Origin of the sequence: Haloferax sp. Atlit-6N (assembly GCF_003383195.1) — an archaeon.
Lineage (GTDB): Archaea > Halobacteriota > Halobacteria > Halobacteriales > Haloferacaceae > Haloferax > Haloferax gibbonsii.
This window is the reverse complement of sequence record NZ_QEQJ01000007.1, coordinates 1-16552: the sequence shown is the minus strand read 5'-3', so window position 1 is coordinate 16552 and position 16552 is coordinate 1. Positions and strand designations below refer to the sequence as shown.

Genomic DNA, 16552 nt, shown 5'->3' with positions numbered 1-16552 from the left:
ATAAAACAAACACACCAAACACCTATTTTCCAACAGTCCCAACACTAGCCTATGTCGAGCGGCACCATCGATATCGACGAGTTCGAAAACGCCGATGCAGACGAATTCGAGGAACGCAACGACACCGAGCAGATCGTACTGTTCCTCGACGACCACGACGACCGTGCGTGGAAGGCAGCGACGATCGCCGAGCGACTCGGGTTGGACACGGACGCTGTTAGTGCAATCCTGTCGCGATTGAAGGAGCGCGGTCTCGTGCGGCACAAGCGCCCGTACTGGGCGATCACGGACAACAAGGAGCGACTTCAGTCAGCGTACCGGCTTCACCGACACCACGAGAGTGCAGCCGAACAATACGGCGAAGAGCGTCTCGAGGATCTCCGAACCGACCAGATGGAAGAGGTACAGTGACTGCGTTCGAGGATCTGGAACGCGGCGACATCGTCTGGGGGCCGATCCGCTCTCGGAGAAAGGTCGGCCGCTGCTCATTACAGGGGCCCCTCAGTTCCCGAACCATGGCGTGCAGCTCATCACTGTCCTGATCTCCACGAAGACGTACCACGAGGAGTCACTCACGCTCCGGGACGACGACTACGCGGGCGACCCACTCGGGGAACGAAGTCACGTGCTCCCGTGGCCGCTTGCGACACTCAACAATGCTGCCGACGTCGAGTACTATCTGACCTCGCTCGTTGACGACCGCACAGAAGATGTAGTGGGCCAATTGATTGGCTACATCACTGACTGATACCTGCCTTGTCCGGCTCGTGTGAGGCTCACATCGTACACACGAAAACGGCTAAGTGCGTTGGCTCACAATGTACACATCATGAGCACCGAGAAGAAGCGCGTGCAGTTTCGGGCCCCCAATCGGCTCATCGACCGGGCTGACGCACTGGCCGCAGTCCTCGGCGAAGACCGAACAGACGTCCTCGTAACCGCGCTTCGAGAGTACCTCCAAGACGCCGCTCACGACGACACGCTCGTCCAGGAGATTGCCGCCGCCTACTACGACGACGAGATTACCTTCGAGCAACTGAAAGCACTCGTCGGCGCCGAAGAGGCGGCAAACCTTCGCGTGTTGAAACAGCAGTTGGATGAGGACTTCATCGACGAGGTCGCTGACGCATAGATGCCGCAGCTAATCGCAGACGCCTCCGCCCTTGTCAGTCTCGGGATCGTTACTGGCGACGAGCCCGATCCACTCGCACTTTGTCTTTCGCAGTACGACGTCGTCGTCCCAACGGAGGTCATCGATGAACTCCGTGAGATTGCTTCCTATGATGACGTCCACGGGAACGCTGCGTCCACCGTACTCGACCGAGCGGAGTTATTCACGACACAGTCGATCGACCTTGATGTGGAGTTTCCGCTCGATGATGGTGAAAACGCGGCGGTCACCCTCGCGAACGATCTCGGTGCCGCGCTGTTTCTCTGTGATGAGTTCAACCAACTTGGCTTGATCCACGCCTCACTCGCTGATACCCGACTCGTCACGACGCCGACGCTCCTCTCGGTACTTGTTCGAACTGAACACCTCTCAGCTGCCGATGCACGCCTGCTCCTTAATGAAATCAGCGACGCTCGTAGCTGGGGTGCGAACAGCTATGTGCAACGCGCTCGCTCGTTGCTCGACGAGCCCTAATTCTATAGAATTCAACTGTAACTGAACTATTTGTCTCGACCCGAACCGCGAGCGCTACGGGGCGAGCAGCGATTCGAGCCGATCCCGAAGTGCGTCCCTGTGGATCGCCTCGGCCGTGACCTTCGCCTTGCCGGTTCCCATCTCCTTGAACCCCGTCCCGGTCGGCACGAGAACAACGGACTCATCAGTGGCGATATCGCCGCGATCCGCGAGGCGCGACACGCCTGCTAGCGTCGTCGCGGACGCCGGCTCAACGCAGAACCCGCCGTCGACGGTGAACCGGCGCTGAGCGGTCCGTATCTCGTCGTCGGTAACGGAGACGACGGCGCCGTCAGTGTCGCGAACCGCGGCGAGCGCGCGGGCGCCGCTCGGTGGGTCTGGATTACCGATCGAGTGAGCGATCGTGTCGCCGGTCTCGTCGGGCGACAGTGGTGTCGGGTCCGCCTCTCCGGCCTCGAACGCCCGCGTTAGCGGGTCGGCGGTCGCGGTCTGGACGAGACACAGGCGCGGCGGATCCTCGATCAGTCCCGCGCGCTCGAGGTCCCGGATGCCGAGCCAGACCCCCGAGGCGAATCCCCCGGAGCTCGCAGGCAGCGCGATCACGTCGGGCACCTCTGGCGCGAGCGACTCGTAGATCTCGAACAGTGCTGTTTTGTACCCGCTGACGCGCGTGGGTGCGTCGCTCACGAGCACGTCGATCGGGAGGTGCTCGGACAGGTCGAGCGCGTCTCCGTACAGCTTCCCGTAGTCGCCGGCGACCTGTACGATGGTCGGCTCGTACTGAGCGATGAGTTCCAGCCGCACTGACGAGGTCTGCTCCGGGACGAACACGACGCACTCCCGATTGAGGCTCGCCGCGTGGGCAGCGGTGCTGATCGCCATGTTCCCGTATGAGACTGTGCCAACGACGTCGTCACCAGTCGCGACCGTGTGAGGAACGGCCACCGCGCTCCCGCGGTCCTTGTACGCGCCGGTTGGATTCTCGCCCTCATCTTTGACGAACACCCGAGCGCCCGCGGCGTCGTCGAGTCCGGGGCTCCTGACGAGGGGCGTGCCGCCTGCAGCCCGTGCGACGCCCTCGGGCCGGTCGATCGGCAACAGCGCCTCGTACCGCCACATCCCGTCCCGATCTCGACAGTCCCCCCACGAGAATGGCGTCGGGTCCGTATCGACCCAGAGCGGTTCCCCGCAGGCGCACCTGACTCGGGTGCCATCGTCGTAGCGCTCCCCACAACGGTAACAACTCCACGAGAGAGACATAGCGACGCTGCGGGGGCCGGAGACATATGCGTTCGCTTGCGGTTTCGAACGCCCAGGTCTGAACAGATGCAGTCGCGGTGAACTCGATTCTGTGAACAGAAGGCCTCCTGATGACTCGTCGCTTTCTTCGAGGAGAGCGACACACGAGGCGACGAGATGAACAGCACCATCAAACAGTGGAGCGACGGTCGTGTCGCCGGGGTTGGATTGACGTCTTCGTCTTCTTCCAGGCAGTACTGAAAATCTTGCGAGAAACCAACGTTGAAACTGGCGTGGCCTCCAACCGGATACGTGTTCAGCAGGTGTGCCTGCCGTGCGAGCGAGATGACACGGTTGGTGTGGTTGACGTCGACGACAAGGACAGTCCTCGTCGCGACGGAGTCGGGCCACCGCGTCACCCGCCATCCTAGTTGCGACGACGTCGCTGTCGTCGGCTATTGCGACCCGCGAGCAGACTGATGCTGGGCACTCTTCATCACAGTGCTGTTCAGTCTCTTACAGCTGCTTGCTGACAATGAAATCCACGTAGACCATCGATCGTGGAGTTATTCGGGTCATCCCTTATGGAGATTAATGGTCACGACACTCCCCCGTGGGTCGTTGTCTGTGGCTGTGATGGTCCCCTCAGAAAGTCGAACAACCCAATACACGAGGACGAGGCCGAGGCCAGAACCGTGCTGCAGTTCATCGATCTCCTTGTCCAACTGGAGGTAGCTCTGCTCAATCTCTGGAATGCCGGGTCCGTTATCCGTGATACGGATGACACAGTTTTCTGGCGTGGCGTCTTCGACTTCTACCATCACCTCGGGAACCTCGGTGTCGTTATGGATGATTGCGTTCTCGACGAGTTCTCGAACCGCTATATCGAGTTCTGCTATTGCATCGGCGTGGAACGACTCCATTGTGGGGACTGTGATGTTCGCGGCGGGATAGTCCTCGCGTGCATCGTTGATCACCTTGGCCACGATGTCGTCGACAGCCACCGTGACGTGGGTCTGCTTTCGGTCCGTCTCGAGAAGCTGGATGATCCGTCGTTCGTGATCCGCTTGCTGAACCAGCGTATCCGTGTGCTCCTGGATCTTACGGGCACTCTCGGCCACATCGTCTACGCGGTCTGCCTGGATGTCCTCTGCCAGTCCCCTGATGATGGCCATTTTGTTTCGGATATTGTGCCGCAACCAGTTATCCAGCACTTTCAGCTGGCGCTCCCGTTCGATACGGCTTGTCTCGTCGATGGCGATCGCCTGCCCGATATCTGTTCCGAGGTATTCCCCAATTGCCGTAGAGACGCGGATATACCGGACGCTCCCATCATCGCGACGGAGTCTCATTCGCGTCGGTCCCACGGATTCTTTCTCCTTGATAACGGAGAGTATCTCCTCTTGAGCCCGTTCTCGGTCGTCAGGATGGATCATCTCGAGAATTGACCGTCCGAGGAATTCCTCTCGGTCACTCAAGCCGAACATCTCTACAACTGCATCGTTACACCAGACCGAACGCCCGTCACGGTCAAAAATGTTGATTGGTGCGGGAGACATCTCGATCAGATGTTTATATCGTTGATGTCCTTCCACTTCCTCGTCCATCAGCCCACTCAGTTCCGAGACGATGGCCTCAGGTGTAGTCTCATCGAAAACAGCACTCACGGTGGAGGGTCCCCTTCCCTGTACTGACTCGTTCGTAGGGGATAGCAAGAGAACAGGGAGGTAGGGCTTGGAGACCCGGATCGAACGGAGTAGCGTTGATCCGTCCATCTCGGGAAGGCCGTGCCGACTAATTACTCCATCAACCGCAGATTCTTTGACAAGCGCGATACACTCCGCTGCCGATGTCACCGTAAGGCTCCCGAAACCGGCCGACGTAAGTGCGTCCGAGAGATGTGTCTCAAGTCTCCCGTCTGGGTCGACAAGAAGTACTTGCGGTTCCTCTCCCGGAGAAGATTTCATACCATACCCATCGATTCAATGACTATTAATGTGACTCAAACTCTCTATGGCCATCTCAAAGCGATCTGAAATCTCGGGATAGTAAAGCTCTCCACAGACACAACTGATCTGTTACTGGAACACGTTCAGTCAGCTAGAACTGCGTTCCAATCAGGTAGCTATACTGAACGCGCGTCGCACCCAAACCTCACCCAAGGCGTTTCCGGACGATGCACTGGCGTCGATTCGGGAAGCCGTCGAGGCCGTCCCGGCCAGCGTCTTCGACGGCTCAACGAAACACACGGAGGTCGTCGGATTCGATGCCGCAATCGCCGACGGCCACAACCCGAACTGCAAGCCTGGTCGCATCTGGGTTTCAACTACAGCGTCGACCTCTACGCCGCCGACGAGCGCATCGCCATCTGAGGTCGAGAAGAGCGAGCAGAAGAACGTCAGCGATGACCTCCTCACGTTCCAAAGGGGTACCGTACGAAGAAGGACGGCCAAAAATCGAGTTCGGCTGTTTGGTGGTGCCGGTGAACTATCTCCGGCGGCATAACCTCTACTAGCACCGCCTGACTCGACAACCTCATCGGTTGGTACCTTGGTCATATCTAGCGGTTAAATAACAAATGGCTTTATCGAATAGGTGGTTAGATAATTAATTAGCAATGTATCCACATTCCAATCTGGGCCAGTACCGACGCTGGAGGCAGATTCGAATCGGCACCAAGTGGAATCGTAGTTGTCCCCCTGTGTTCGAATAATGGCCGCTTCTCCACCCATTCTGGATTCGTCGACTGTGTTGCTCGTCGGGATGAACGACTGGCTCACGCAATTTGCCACCACGCTCAAGAGACGGACCGATGCCAATGTACAACACGTTCGAACCAAGACAGAAGCCATTGGAATCGTCCGGAAGCAGCCTACGGATTGTCTCATTAGCGAGTACGCACTCGACGAGACGACCGGGCTCGACCTCCTCCGAGAAATTCGCGAGGAAACCAGTGCACTTCCCGTCCTCCTTGGGACTACTACCGGGAGCGAAGCCATCGCTAGTGAAGCCATTGAAGCGGGAGTCACCGATTACATCGTTCTCTCGGACCCGGCAGCACAGATGACTGATGAACTCACCGAACGAACCGGACGTGCGATTCGGGCTGCACAGCAATCGGCCACGAACCGGGAGAGGGCTAGGCAATTCGATGCGATGTTCAACGATTCGCGAACTGCGACGTGGGTGCTAGACCCAGAGGGCGTACTTGCCCGGGTGAATGAAACAGCACGAGAGATGGTCGATGACGATATCGACACAATCATCGGCGAACCGTTTTGGACGCTTCCGTGGTGGTCACAGGCCGGTGCGACGAATACGGATGTCCACCAACTCGTGGAGAAAGCACTCAACGGGTCGTTCGGCAAGGCGGTCGTTCCACAACCACCAGAGGCCGATGAACAGCGGGTTATCGACCTCTCTGTCCGCCCAGTTGAGAATGAGCGCGGTGATATCGTCTCAATCGTTGTTGAAGGTGTCGACATCACCGAGCGCGTCGACCTCGAACGGGATCTCCGGCAATCGGAGGAACTCCATCGCGTCACGCTCAACAACATGACCGACACCGTCCTCATCACGGACGAGGACGGTGAGTACACCTACGTCTGTCCCAACGCTCACTTTATATTTGGATACACGGTCGATGAGATAAGGGGGCTAGGAACGATCAATGACCTCCTCGGAGAGGATCTCTTCGACCGAGAGGAACTCGCGGAAGACGGGGTGCTCAAGAACATCGAAACCACGGCGACAGACAAAGCTGGACGTGAGCATACGCTCCTCGTCAACGTTCGCGAGGTTTCGATCCAGGATGGCACCCTTCTTTTCAGCTGTCGGGAAATCACGAAACGCAAGCAGCGTGAGGAGGCCCTCGCCACGCTCCACGAGACGGCCCGCGACTTCCTCTACGCAGAAACCCATCAGGAAATCGCCCAGCACGTCGTCGATGACACACCTGGTGTACTCAATCTGGATGCGAGTGCGGTCTATCTCTTCGACGGTGAGGCCAACACTCTTCGGCCCACAGCCCACTCGACAACACTCACCGATCTGAACGGTCCACTCCCAACTGTACACGCCGACGGTGAAACGCTCCCGAGCTACAGTTTCGTCGAAGACGAGGCGCTGTTCTTCGATGACGTTCACGATGCAGACCGGCTCGAAAACCGGGCTACTGACCTCCGAAGTGTGGCCTATATCCCGCTCGGCAACCACGGCGTATTCGTTGTAGGCTCGGACCAGATCGGTGCGTTTGACGAGGTGACGCGAGAGTTAGCCGATTTGCTCGCGGCCACTGCCGAGGCAGCGCTTAATCGCGTCACACGGGAATCACAACTTCGGGAACAGGACCGAACACTCCAGACGCAAAACAAGCAGCTTTCCGCTCTGAATCGAATCAACGAGATGATTCGGGAGATCGACCAAGCCCTCGTGCAAGCGGAGACTCGCGAGGAAATCGATCACACGGTCTGTGAGCTGTTGACTGCTGACGACCGGTTCCGATTCGCCTGGATCGGGACGAACGATCCGACGACCGACATTATCGACCCCCGAGCCTGGGCAGGCGACGAGCAAGGGTACTTGGATAGTCAGTCCTTCGCCGTTCGAGCCGCAGGTACAGAGCCAGCCGGTCAGACCGCCGCTACCGGCGATGTGACGATGGTGACGAATGTCGCTGCTGGGCTCCGTGACGAAGCGTGGCGGAAAGACGCTATCTCTCGGGACTACCTTTCGGTATTGAGTATCCCGCTCGTGTACAATGATCTCATGCACGGTGTGTTAACGGTGTACGCACCGGCCCAGCATGCGTTCGACGAGACGGCGAAGGCGGTTCTGGGGGAACTCGGCGAGACCATCGCGTCCGCGTTGAGTGCGATCGAACGGAAGAATGCATTGCTCTCGACGTCGATGACCCGCGTCGAATTCACCATCGAGGACCCGAAGTTTGTCCTCTCACGGCTTGCACAGGATGCGGAGTGTACTCTCTCATATCAGGGTGGTGTCCAGCAATCCACAGAAGGTAGCTACGTATTCGTGACCGTCGAAGACCGGGTAGTAAACGATGTAGCGGACGCCGCCTCGCAGTTGGTCGGGATCGACGAAGTGCAACAGATCAGTGCGGATGGTGAGGAGGGCGTTCTGCGGCTTCGACTCACACAGCCGTTTCTCGCTTTGGAGCTGGCTGATCACGGTGCCGTCTTCCGCGAAGCGACTGCTAATCCGACCACGACGACACTCATCATCGATATCCCAGAGAGCATCGATGTTCGAACGATCACACAGCTCGTCCGTGAGACGTTTGCTGGCGTGGAACTGCGCGCCAAGCAGACACTCGATCAGACTGCAGAACACAATCTCTATTCGGAGTTCCTGGATTCGGTGACAGAGCGGCAACTGGAAGTGCTCCAAACAGCATACTACAGTGGTTTCTTCGAATCGCCGCGAGAGAACACGGGCGAAGAGGTAGCGGAGACACTCGGCATCTCCCCACCCGCGTTCTACCAACATGCCCGGACCGTCCAACGGAAACTGTTCACTACACTATTTGAAGGAAACAATCTCCCAGTCCCCGCGCCTACTGATATGGTTTAATAATAAACCCATTAGTCACTCCAGTATTTGATAGTAAACAACCGAATATTCCCTTATACACTTATTACACCCTCATAGAGTGCGCCACTCCATCCCGGCAGCACTCGTGAACTTACAATGAGAGATGTCAACCCTGAATCAGACGAGAAAACTCCCTACGAGTGCTTCGAGTGTGGCAGTATCATCATTGCCGAAGATCGCCCTGCCCAGTGCCACGACTGTGGCGGGCCGGTGAGAAACCGCCGAATACCGCTCGAATGACTATGGCATCCGAATCCACTACGAACTCCGATAAGATGGAGAACTCGACAGTAGAATCTGCTGAGCCGGAATCAGCGCTCGAAACAGCCCGCCGCCAGCTTCACCACGCCGCCGACCACCTTGATATCGACCAGCATATCATCGAGCGTCTCAAGCACCCAAAAAAGGTCCACGAGGTTACCCTCCCGATCGAACGTGAAGACGGTACCGTTGATGTCTTCACCGGGTACCGCGCCCAACACGACAGCGTCAGAGGCCCATACAAGGGTGGACTGCGATATCACCCCGACGTAACCAGAGACGAGTGTGTCGGCCTGGGCATGTGGATGACCTGGAAATGCGCGGTTATGGACCTCCCGTTCGGAGGTGCCAAAGGTGGCGTCGCTGTCAACCCGAAGGAATTGAGCACGAAAGAGAAGGAACGGCTCACCCGACGGTTCGCACAGGAAATCAGGGATGTTATCGGGCCGAATCGGGATATCCCTGCCCCAGATATGGGTACTGACCCACAAACGATGGCTTGGTTGATGGATGCCTACTCAATGCAGGAGGGCGAAACAACACCGGGTGTCGTCACGGGGAAGCCGCCGGTGGTCGGTGGAAGTGAAGGCCGCGAGGAAGCACCCGGTCGGAGTGTGGCGATCATTACGAGACAGGCCTGCGAATACTACGACAATGACCTTGAGGGTACGACGATTGCCGTCCAAGGATATGGGAGTGTCGGTGCGAACGCTGCCCGCTTGCTCGACAAATGGGGGGCCACCGTCGTCGCGATCAGCGACGTGAATGGTGCGATGTACGACTTGGGCGGAATTGATACTGCCGTCGTACCTTCTCACGACGAGGAACCCGAAGCAGTCACGGAATACGCGGATACCGTGATCTCGAACGACGAGTTGCTTACCCTCAACGTCGACGTACTCATCCCTGCAGCCCTCGGAAATGTGATTACCAGCGAGAACGCCAATGAAATTGCTGCTGACCTCGTTGTCGAGGGAGCGAATGGTCCTACCACCTCAACAGCCAGTACGATTCTGGCTGATCGGGACGTCGCTGTGATTCCTGATATTCTCGCCAACGCTGGTGGTGTCACTGTCTCGTACTTCGAGTGGCTCCAGGATATCAATCGCCGGTCGTGGTCGCTTGAACGCGTGAACAATGAGCTCGAAACAGAGATGCAGGCCGCCTGGGATGCAGTTCGAGCGGAATTCGAGGAGCAAGACGTCACCTGGCGTGATGCAGCCTACATCGTGGCACTGTCTCGAATTGCGGAGGCCCACGAGGCGCGGGGACTTTGGCCGTAGGGAGATGGACTACCAACCATTCAGACGGGTCCGAAAGCCAACCACCCCGTTTGAGAGAGGTTTTCTTCGGCTGTATCAACTGGTTACTTCTGGAGCCATTCTTTGTACTATCTGCTTTCTCGGATACGTCGTTGTCGGCTTCAGTTTATCGTTCGTTGGGGTCTATGAACCAGCGTATTCCGTGATGGGTTTCACTGACCCGATTTTCACGATCCTGACATTTCTGACAGGTCTCTTCATCTGTGCGATGTCGGGGACGCTCGCAGTGCTTACCTTCCTCCTTAGCCCCAACGATTCAAAAGCTAATTTCGTCGTTATGGTGAGTTTGATTTCATTTGGGTTTGGGGCCGCTACCATGCGAATCACATTTGGAGCCGCCCAAATGTGGTTCTCTGAGACCGTAAGCACCTTGCTGTAACGACAAAACTATTTGTACAATGTAGAAAACACGGGTGATATATTAAGTGTTGGAGAACGCTCCATAAGGTCCAGACGCAGGGTCAGCTACCGATGACAGAGCGTTCTGTGAAAGATTCTGATCCATCTACGCCCGAATTCGTTCGAGCCAGATTGCCGATCCTCGATACACACAAGTCCAGCATCGACTGCCTCTCTGGCATGTCCCAGCCAACGATGGCTGTTCTTCGTCCTTACGACAACCGCATCATTGAGGGGGTTGAGTATTTTCAGTCACTCGATGTATCTCAATCCCAGACTCGATGTTGCCAATCGGCCCGACTAATCGAGTTCCAGAGCATGCGGACTACTGTGTCTTTACGAGCGAGACGGGTGTCGACCTAATTACGACAGTGGGGTGGGAACAGCGGGAAACCACTGTTTGTGCGGTCGGGAATCAGACTGCGACCGCTGTCGAATTCCCCCGGAGTGTACACGGTAGTGACGTACTGTACTGGTTCAAGGACTAGAAACAGCAGGCGCAGTTGCCAGTTACACAGCTTGCCGAGGCAACCGTTCGTCGAATTCGCGAAGCTCGACAGTGAATCTCGTTCTGTCCCGCTTGGGTTCTTCCAGCAACGTTATCCAAGGGAATGCCACGAGCAACGCGAGAAGGAAACACGTGAATGGAGCCGACCAGTCCAGTGTTACAAGTCCCCCACCGAGGAGCGGATAGTCAACTGAACCAACTGCGAGAATCGCCGCGTTCGTTCCGATCAACACGCGTCGTTGGTTACCGGTAAAGAGATCGCCAAGGAGTGTGACCGTGAGCATCACAATCGCACTACTCGCCGCGCCGACGAGTCCCGAAGAGTTCGTCTCCATCCCATTTATCCTACTCTCGCTTGATGGCCGCTCGCCGGTCTTTTTCGATGGGTGCGCCGACCGTGTCCCCCACTCAACCCACGACGGTAATAGTTCTGAACACCCTCGTCTCCGAGTACCTTGTGAAGAACAAACCACGTGAGTGCAGGCCGTTCACCAATGCGGCAGTGACAGGGCCAGTGCTGAACATTGTGAAGCCAGACAAATCACCGAGTGCCGTTCCAAACAAGTATCCCATCTACGAACTACTACGCAGTTGTGACTGCTCCCACGTTCGACAAATACGATCACGACGCACATCTGCGCGAGACTTTCGAACTGGCGCGTGAGGCTGCCGCTCGTGGCGACGAACCGTTCGGTTCCGTGCTCGTCCGCGACGATACAGTTATTATGAGCGATTCGAATCGCGAGATCACGGACGACGACATCCGGCGCCATCCCGAACTCCACCTCGCTTACCGTGCATGCCGGGAGTTTGGTCCCGATGAACGCGCTTCTATGGTAATGTATACAAGCACCGAACCCTGTCCGATGTGTGCTGGCGGGATGGCAACAGCTGGGTTCGGACAAATCGTTTACAGTGTCGGAAGTGATGAAATCGCCGCGTTCACCGGAAATGAGCCCGCAGTCCGGTCCACAGAGATCCTTGCTGGAGTCAGTGACGTTGTCGGGCCGCTGTTGAACGAGGAAGGTCGCCAGATCCACCAGGAGTACGACTGGTGACTCCCGGTCTTCGTTTGATGAGTCCTGTTCTGTTTCACAATGCAAGGCTCCGATCTATATCTCAAGGATAGGTAAACCGCCAAGTTGAATACGGTCATAACTGACTAGAATAGTGCTGAGTGCCTCTAAGCCACCAGCATTGGCGTGTCTCAGGATGCCCGGCCTGATACACGTCGAAGGTGCCCCTTCACCTTTCACTCTGAAGTAGAACCGTCATTATTCTTGACTGATATCATGAGTTTGTCCGCAGACTTCTCGGCTACCCCAAATTGGAGCTGGCGGCGCGATTGAGGTTCTTGTGTGCCATTTCATCCCCCAGAAACCAGAGTCTGAGGGGTGGTTGTTGGAGTTGTTCGTCAACCCGTGGTTACTCGTCGATCGTCCAGATTGACGGCGGAACGTTCTTCATGGAGTCTGATTTGAGGTTACAGTAAGTGATTGGATAGACAGTTTGACGGGTAATAGTCGGTCTCGCCGCAATACCCTGAAGAACGTTTAACTACCGAAGAGTGAATGTGATATTATATGAATGGTTCTCGTCCCCCTCCAACCTCTGCCGATGATTTTTACCAAACACTAGTGGAAAATGCGGCAGAGGGGATGTTGACGATCGACTCGGATAGCAACATCGTGTATGCCAATCCAGCCGTTGAAGACATTCTCGGATATGCTCCCGCTGAGTTAATTGGGAGTTCAAAGATGAAAATCATCCCAGAGCGCTTAGAAGCAGTCCACGGGGCTGCATTAGCGTCGTATGTGGCGACAGGAGAGCGCAATATCGACTGGGATGGGATCGAGCTCCCGGCGTTGCACAAGGACGGACACGAGGTTCCGACGCTTATCAGCCTTCGTGAACACGAACACAATGGCGAACAGTACTTTACTGGCATTATTCGAGATATCACCGAGCAGCGAAAACGGGAGTCCCAGCTTCAAGACCAGAAGGACCGACTAAATGAGTTCGCCGACATCTTAACACATGATATTCGGAATCCACTTTCTATCGCCTACGGCTATACTGAGATCGCCCATGAACAGTCCGAGACCCCTGAGCTGGAGCGAGTTTTAGCGTCACTTAGTCGGATCGATAATCTCGTTAGCGACATTCTTGCCCTCTCAAAAAAGGGTGAAGTCGTTGGTGAGACCGAGTCGGTTGACATCCGTGAATGTCTCCGTGCATCGTGGAGTAGTGTTGAGACACAGCGAGCGACGCTTCAAGTTGAAGATGACCTTGGAGTAATAACCGCGGATAAGAGTCGTTTCCAGGAACTACTAGAGAACTTGTTCCGCAATGTCGTTGAACATGTTGGTGCTGAGGCGACTGTGACTGTTGGAAACCTCCCTGACGATACGGGACTCTATATCGAAGATGATGGCCCTGGAATCGCTGAGCCAATTCGGTCAAAGATATTTAAACACGGATATTCGACAACTGCTGACGGAACTGGTTATGGGCTTTCGATTGTCTCTCAAATTGTGGAGGGCCATGGTTGGGAAATCTCCGTTACAGATGGTACCGAAGGTGGTGGGGCACGATTTGAGATCATATGGTGAGCATCGGAGGTCACCCCTCGTTAACTTTATTCAACAGAACCGAATACTGAGTTGATCGACACTTATAGTTCAGCTGGTTTGAGAAGTGAGTGGGTCCGTCAATGAACCAGTCATGAATGATTCCTGTCATCCCCGATTTGTCATTAACTAATGAGTGAACAGCATTTCTCTCTCCGTCGTCAACCTACCCAGAATATGTGACGTGTGCCTGACCCACAATTTCCACTAATACACTTATACGATGAGAGGTAGCGGCTCTAGCCACCCATTCACCCCATGGAAAGTCAAGGCTAAAACTCTCCCTTTCAGGACGGGGTGGATGTCAACGCACCTCGATAGAAACTGCGGAACCCATCTGGGCTCGGCACGCTCTTGGTATGAGGAGAGGAGGCTTGAGAGAGCGGTCTCTTTCGGTGGCCTCCGGGAGTTACTGCGTCTTGCCGTCGCCGACAGCGAGGTTGCCGGGTCGCTTCAGTCGTCTGCGTCGGCTGTCGTCTCGGTCTCTAACTTGCCTGAAACGGGGGATAGGCCGTGGGCGAGGGCGTTCCCTGACGCCGTATCGAAGAGATGGACGTTCCCCCGGTCTATCACGACTTCGACGTCCGTGTCTTCCCGAATCGTCGAGTCGGGCTCAACGCTCATCAGCAACTGGTCATCAATCCCTGACTGGTCCATTGAGGTTCGACCTTCGCCCAACAGCATGTACGCGAATATCTCGTCACCCATCGGTTCGAGAATATCGACGCGCGTGGCGATGAGCGAAGAGGAGTCTTCGACTTCGACGCGCGCTCCGCTGGGATAGATGTCTTCGGGACGAATCCCGATTGTCACCTCGTCACCAACCTCAACAGCCTCGACAGACGCCGGATCGAACGCGAGCGAGAAGTTCGCTGTCGAGAGCGCGTCTTCTGTGACCGTCGCCTCGGCGAAGTTCATCGATGGCGAGCCGATGAAGCCTGCGACGAACAGGTTCGCCGGCTCGTTGTAACAGACCAGCGGCGGGTCTATCTGCTGGAGTTGGCCGGCGTCAAGGACGGCGATACGGTCCGAGAGCGTCATCGCCTCTTCTTGGTCGTGGGTGACGTAGATGATGGTCGTGTCCAGCTCCTTGTGCAGGCGCTGGAGTTCGGTCCGCATGTGGACCTTGAGCTTCGCGTCGAGGTTCGCTAGCGGCTCGTCCATGAGAAAGACGTCGGGCTCACGGACGATGGCGCGGGCGATGGCGACGCGCTGGCGCTGGCCGCCGGACATCTCGTCGGGCATGCGTTCGAGCATTCCCTGCAACTGGACGATTTCAGCGGCGCGCTCGACGCGGCGCTCGATTTCCTCCTTGTCGTAGTTGCGGAGGCGGAGCCCGAAGGAGATGTTATCGTAGACGTCCATGTGGGGGAACAGTGCGATGTTCTGGAACACCATCGCCACCCCGCGGTCCTTCGGCGGGAGGTTCGTCACCTCGCGGTCTCCAATGTGGATTTCACCCTCACTCGGCTTCGTGAGTCCAGCGATGCTTTCCATGGTCGTCGACTTCCCACATCCCGACGGGCCGACAAAGCAGATGAATTCGCCGTGGTCTATGTCGAGGTTCATGTCGTCGACCGCCGTTACGTCGTCGTAGTGCTTGCTTACGTGTTCGAGTCGTACTCGTGCCATTATTATTCTTTAAGTGCTCCTGCGGTCAGTCCGCTGACGATGCGTTCCTGTGCGATGATGACGAGAACGACGACTGGGATGACCCCTACAACACTCGCTGCGGCCATGAGGTTGTACTGCGTCGTGTACTGGGTCTGGTAGCTGAGAATCCCGCCGACGATCGGCGACCACTTGGACGCTTCGGGTGACGTCGCCATAATCGAGCTGAAAAAGTACTCGTTGTAGACGCTGATGAACGTGAGGACGCCCGCGGTCGCCACGCCGGGTGCCGAAAGCGGTACGATGACGCGGAACAGCGCGCCCAATCGGGTCGTCCCCTCCACCCGCGCCGCGTCCTCCAACCCGTCGGGGATCTGCCCGTAGAAGGTCGTGAGGATGAATATCGACAGCGGTAGGAACAGCGCGCTGAACGGCATGACCATCGACCCCGGGGTGTTCAGCAGTCGGGGCGGCGTGAATAGCGGGACACCTATGAACGGAATCGTTATTGGGGCGTTACCGGCGAACGCCTGAAACAGCGGGATGACGAACGCAGCGGGCGGGAAGTAACTGATGGCGAGGATACCGAGCATCAACAGCGCACGTCCGGGGAACTCGATTCGTCCGAACACGTAGCCTGCGAGGCTCGCGACGACGAGGACGATAACTGTCGTCGTGGCAGCTAGCACGAAGCTATTCAACACGTACAGGTGGAACGGGACCTGTTCGAAGACGGTAACGAATGCCGTCGGATTGAATCCTTTCGGAACGGGGAGCGGGAACGTGCCGCTGACACCGAACAGGTCGACTGTCGGGAGGAAACTCCCGGAAAGCAGGTTCCCCTGCGGCGTCACCGCGAGGACGAGTAACCAGTAGAACGGGAATACTGTCGTGACCATGAAAAATGCCATCGCGACGTAGAACAGCGCTCGATACACCCGTCGTGGGTTGTGGATCGCGTTCCGTGCCCACCGCGCGAGCGGACCGGCGTCGTCTGCCGTGCCGTCGGTTTCGCTGGACATTATATCGCGTCCTCCCCCTGCCACAGGATGATACCCATCACGACGACGCCGATGATGGCCGCTGTCACGAATGCGATGGCCGCGGACGTCCCCTCGTGCGTGTTGAACGTCGAGACGACCATGCAGGAGAGTGAGGGGACGACGGTACAGCTTGAGACCGTATCGATGATACCGTACACGCGCATCGCCTGCACCGAGCGGAATAATACTGCAACTCCGATGGTCGGCAGGATGAGCGGGAGCGTGATGTATCTGAACTGCTGCCACTTGCTCGCACCGGCGACGCGGGCCACGTCGTACAG

General features: G+C 56.9%; 14 protein-coding genes and 4 pseudogenes. 10 read left to right on the top strand and 8 right to left on the bottom strand.

The window, feature by feature from the left end; all coding sequences use genetic code 11:
* Positions 1-51 precede the first annotated feature (51 nt).
* From DEQ92_RS18850 to DEQ92_RS18835, 4 genes and pseudogenes are all read left to right on the top strand, one after another.
* Positions 52-411, top strand: a complete 360-nt coding sequence (locus DEQ92_RS18850) for a helix-turn-helix domain-containing protein (RefSeq protein ID WP_004061479.1) — start codon at positions 52-54, stop codon at positions 409-411.
* Positions 408-748, top strand: a pseudogene (locus tag DEQ92_RS18845) (PemK-like protein). Before DEQ92_RS18850 ends, DEQ92_RS18845 begins: the two are co-directional and overlap by 4 nt.
* Before the next feature lie 81 nt (positions 749-829).
* On the top strand, positions 830-1132 hold the full coding sequence (locus DEQ92_RS18840) for a hypothetical protein (RefSeq protein WP_115821259.1): 303 nt from the start codon (positions 830-832) through the stop codon (positions 1130-1132).
* Positions 1133-1645 carry a hypothetical protein gene (locus DEQ92_RS18835; RefSeq protein ID WP_115821257.1) on the top strand — a complete coding sequence of 171 codons (513 nt, stop codon included), beginning with the start codon at positions 1133-1135 and terminating at the stop codon, positions 1643-1645.
* 54 nt (positions 1646-1699) lie between these two features.
* On the opposite strand, the gene DEQ92_RS18830 is transcribed toward DEQ92_RS18835, so the two are convergent.
* Positions 1700-2905, bottom strand: a complete 1206-nt coding sequence (locus tag DEQ92_RS18830; RefSeq protein WP_394338714.1) for a pyridoxal-phosphate dependent enzyme — start codon at positions 2903-2905, stop codon at positions 1700-1702.
* Positions 2906-3459: 554 nt separating this feature from the next.
* Positions 3460-4851, bottom strand: coding sequence for a PAS domain S-box protein (locus DEQ92_RS18825; protein WP_115821253.1), 1392 nt, complete (start codon positions 4849-4851; stop codon positions 3460-3462).
* Positions 4852-4990: 139 nt separating this feature from the next.
* Between DEQ92_RS18825 and DEQ92_RS24470 the strand changes: the two are divergent.
* The 4 genes and pseudogenes from DEQ92_RS24470 to gdhB form a co-directional block, all read left to right on the top strand.
* Positions 4991-5396: pseudogene (locus DEQ92_RS24470) on the top strand (hypothetical protein); the annotation flags it as partial.
* 200 nt (positions 5397-5596) lie between these two features.
* Positions 5597-8476 carry a bacterio-opsin activator domain-containing protein gene (locus tag DEQ92_RS18815; RefSeq protein WP_115821252.1) on the top strand — a complete coding sequence of 960 codons (2880 nt, stop codon included), beginning with the start codon at positions 5597-5599 and terminating at the stop codon, positions 8474-8476.
* A 117-nt stretch (positions 8477-8593) separates the two neighbouring features.
* The gene (locus tag DEQ92_RS18810) at positions 8594-8737 is read left to right on the top strand and encodes a rubrerythrin-like domain-containing protein (protein WP_115821250.1); all 144 of its coding nucleotides are present in this window, start codon (positions 8594-8596) and stop codon (positions 8735-8737) included.
* Positions 8734-10041: a glutamate dehydrogenase GdhB gene (gene gdhB / locus DEQ92_RS18805; RefSeq protein ID WP_115821248.1), complete on the top strand. Its 1308-nt coding sequence runs from the start codon at positions 8734-8736 to the stop codon at positions 10039-10041. Before DEQ92_RS18810 ends, gdhB begins: the two co-directional genes overlap by 4 nt.
* Before the next feature lie 162 nt (positions 10042-10203).
* On the opposite strand, the gene DEQ92_RS23975 is transcribed toward gdhB, so the two are convergent.
* From DEQ92_RS23975 to DEQ92_RS24545, 3 genes and pseudogenes are all read right to left on the bottom strand, one after another.
* Positions 10204-10398, bottom strand: coding sequence for a hypothetical protein (locus DEQ92_RS23975; RefSeq protein WP_199522928.1), 195 nt, complete (start codon positions 10396-10398; stop codon positions 10204-10206).
* A 621-nt stretch (positions 10399-11019) separates the two neighbouring features.
* Positions 11020-11295 (bottom strand): annotated as a pseudogene (locus DEQ92_RS18790) (MFS transporter); the annotation flags it as partial.
* A 37-nt stretch (positions 11296-11332) separates the two neighbouring features.
* A pseudogene (locus DEQ92_RS24545) lies at positions 11333-11492 on the bottom strand (sulfurtransferase); the annotation flags it as partial.
* Positions 11493-11580: 88 nt separating this feature from the next.
* On the opposite strand from DEQ92_RS24545, the gene DEQ92_RS18780 reads away from it, so the two are divergent.
* Both DEQ92_RS18780 and DEQ92_RS18775 read left to right on the top strand, forming a co-directional pair.
* Entirely contained in the window at positions 11581-12045 is a 465-nt protein-coding gene (locus tag DEQ92_RS18780) for a nucleoside deaminase (protein WP_115821244.1), read from the top strand.
* Positions 12046-12570: 525 nt separating this feature from the next.
* Entirely contained in the window at positions 12571-13599 is a 1029-nt protein-coding gene (locus tag DEQ92_RS18775; RefSeq protein ID WP_115821242.1) for a nitrogen regulation protein NR(II), read from the top strand.
* A gap of 471 nt (positions 13600-14070) precedes the next feature.
* Here DEQ92_RS18775 and DEQ92_RS18770 read toward each other — a convergent pair whose 3' ends face one another.
* The 3 genes from DEQ92_RS18770 to DEQ92_RS18760 form a co-directional block, all read right to left on the bottom strand.
* Positions 14071-15249, bottom strand: coding sequence for an ABC transporter ATP-binding protein (locus DEQ92_RS18770; RefSeq protein WP_115821240.1), 1179 nt, complete (start codon positions 15247-15249; stop codon positions 14071-14073).
* Between the two features lie 2 nt (positions 15250-15251).
* On the bottom strand, positions 15252-16250 hold the full coding sequence (locus tag DEQ92_RS18765) for a carbohydrate ABC transporter permease (RefSeq protein WP_115821238.1): 999 nt from the start codon (positions 16248-16250) through the stop codon (positions 15252-15254).
* Positions 16250-16552 (bottom strand): ABC transporter permease subunit (locus DEQ92_RS18760; RefSeq protein ID WP_147299504.1); only part of this gene is annotated, 303 nt, incomplete at its 5' end. The genes DEQ92_RS18765 and DEQ92_RS18760, both read right to left, overlap by 1 nt.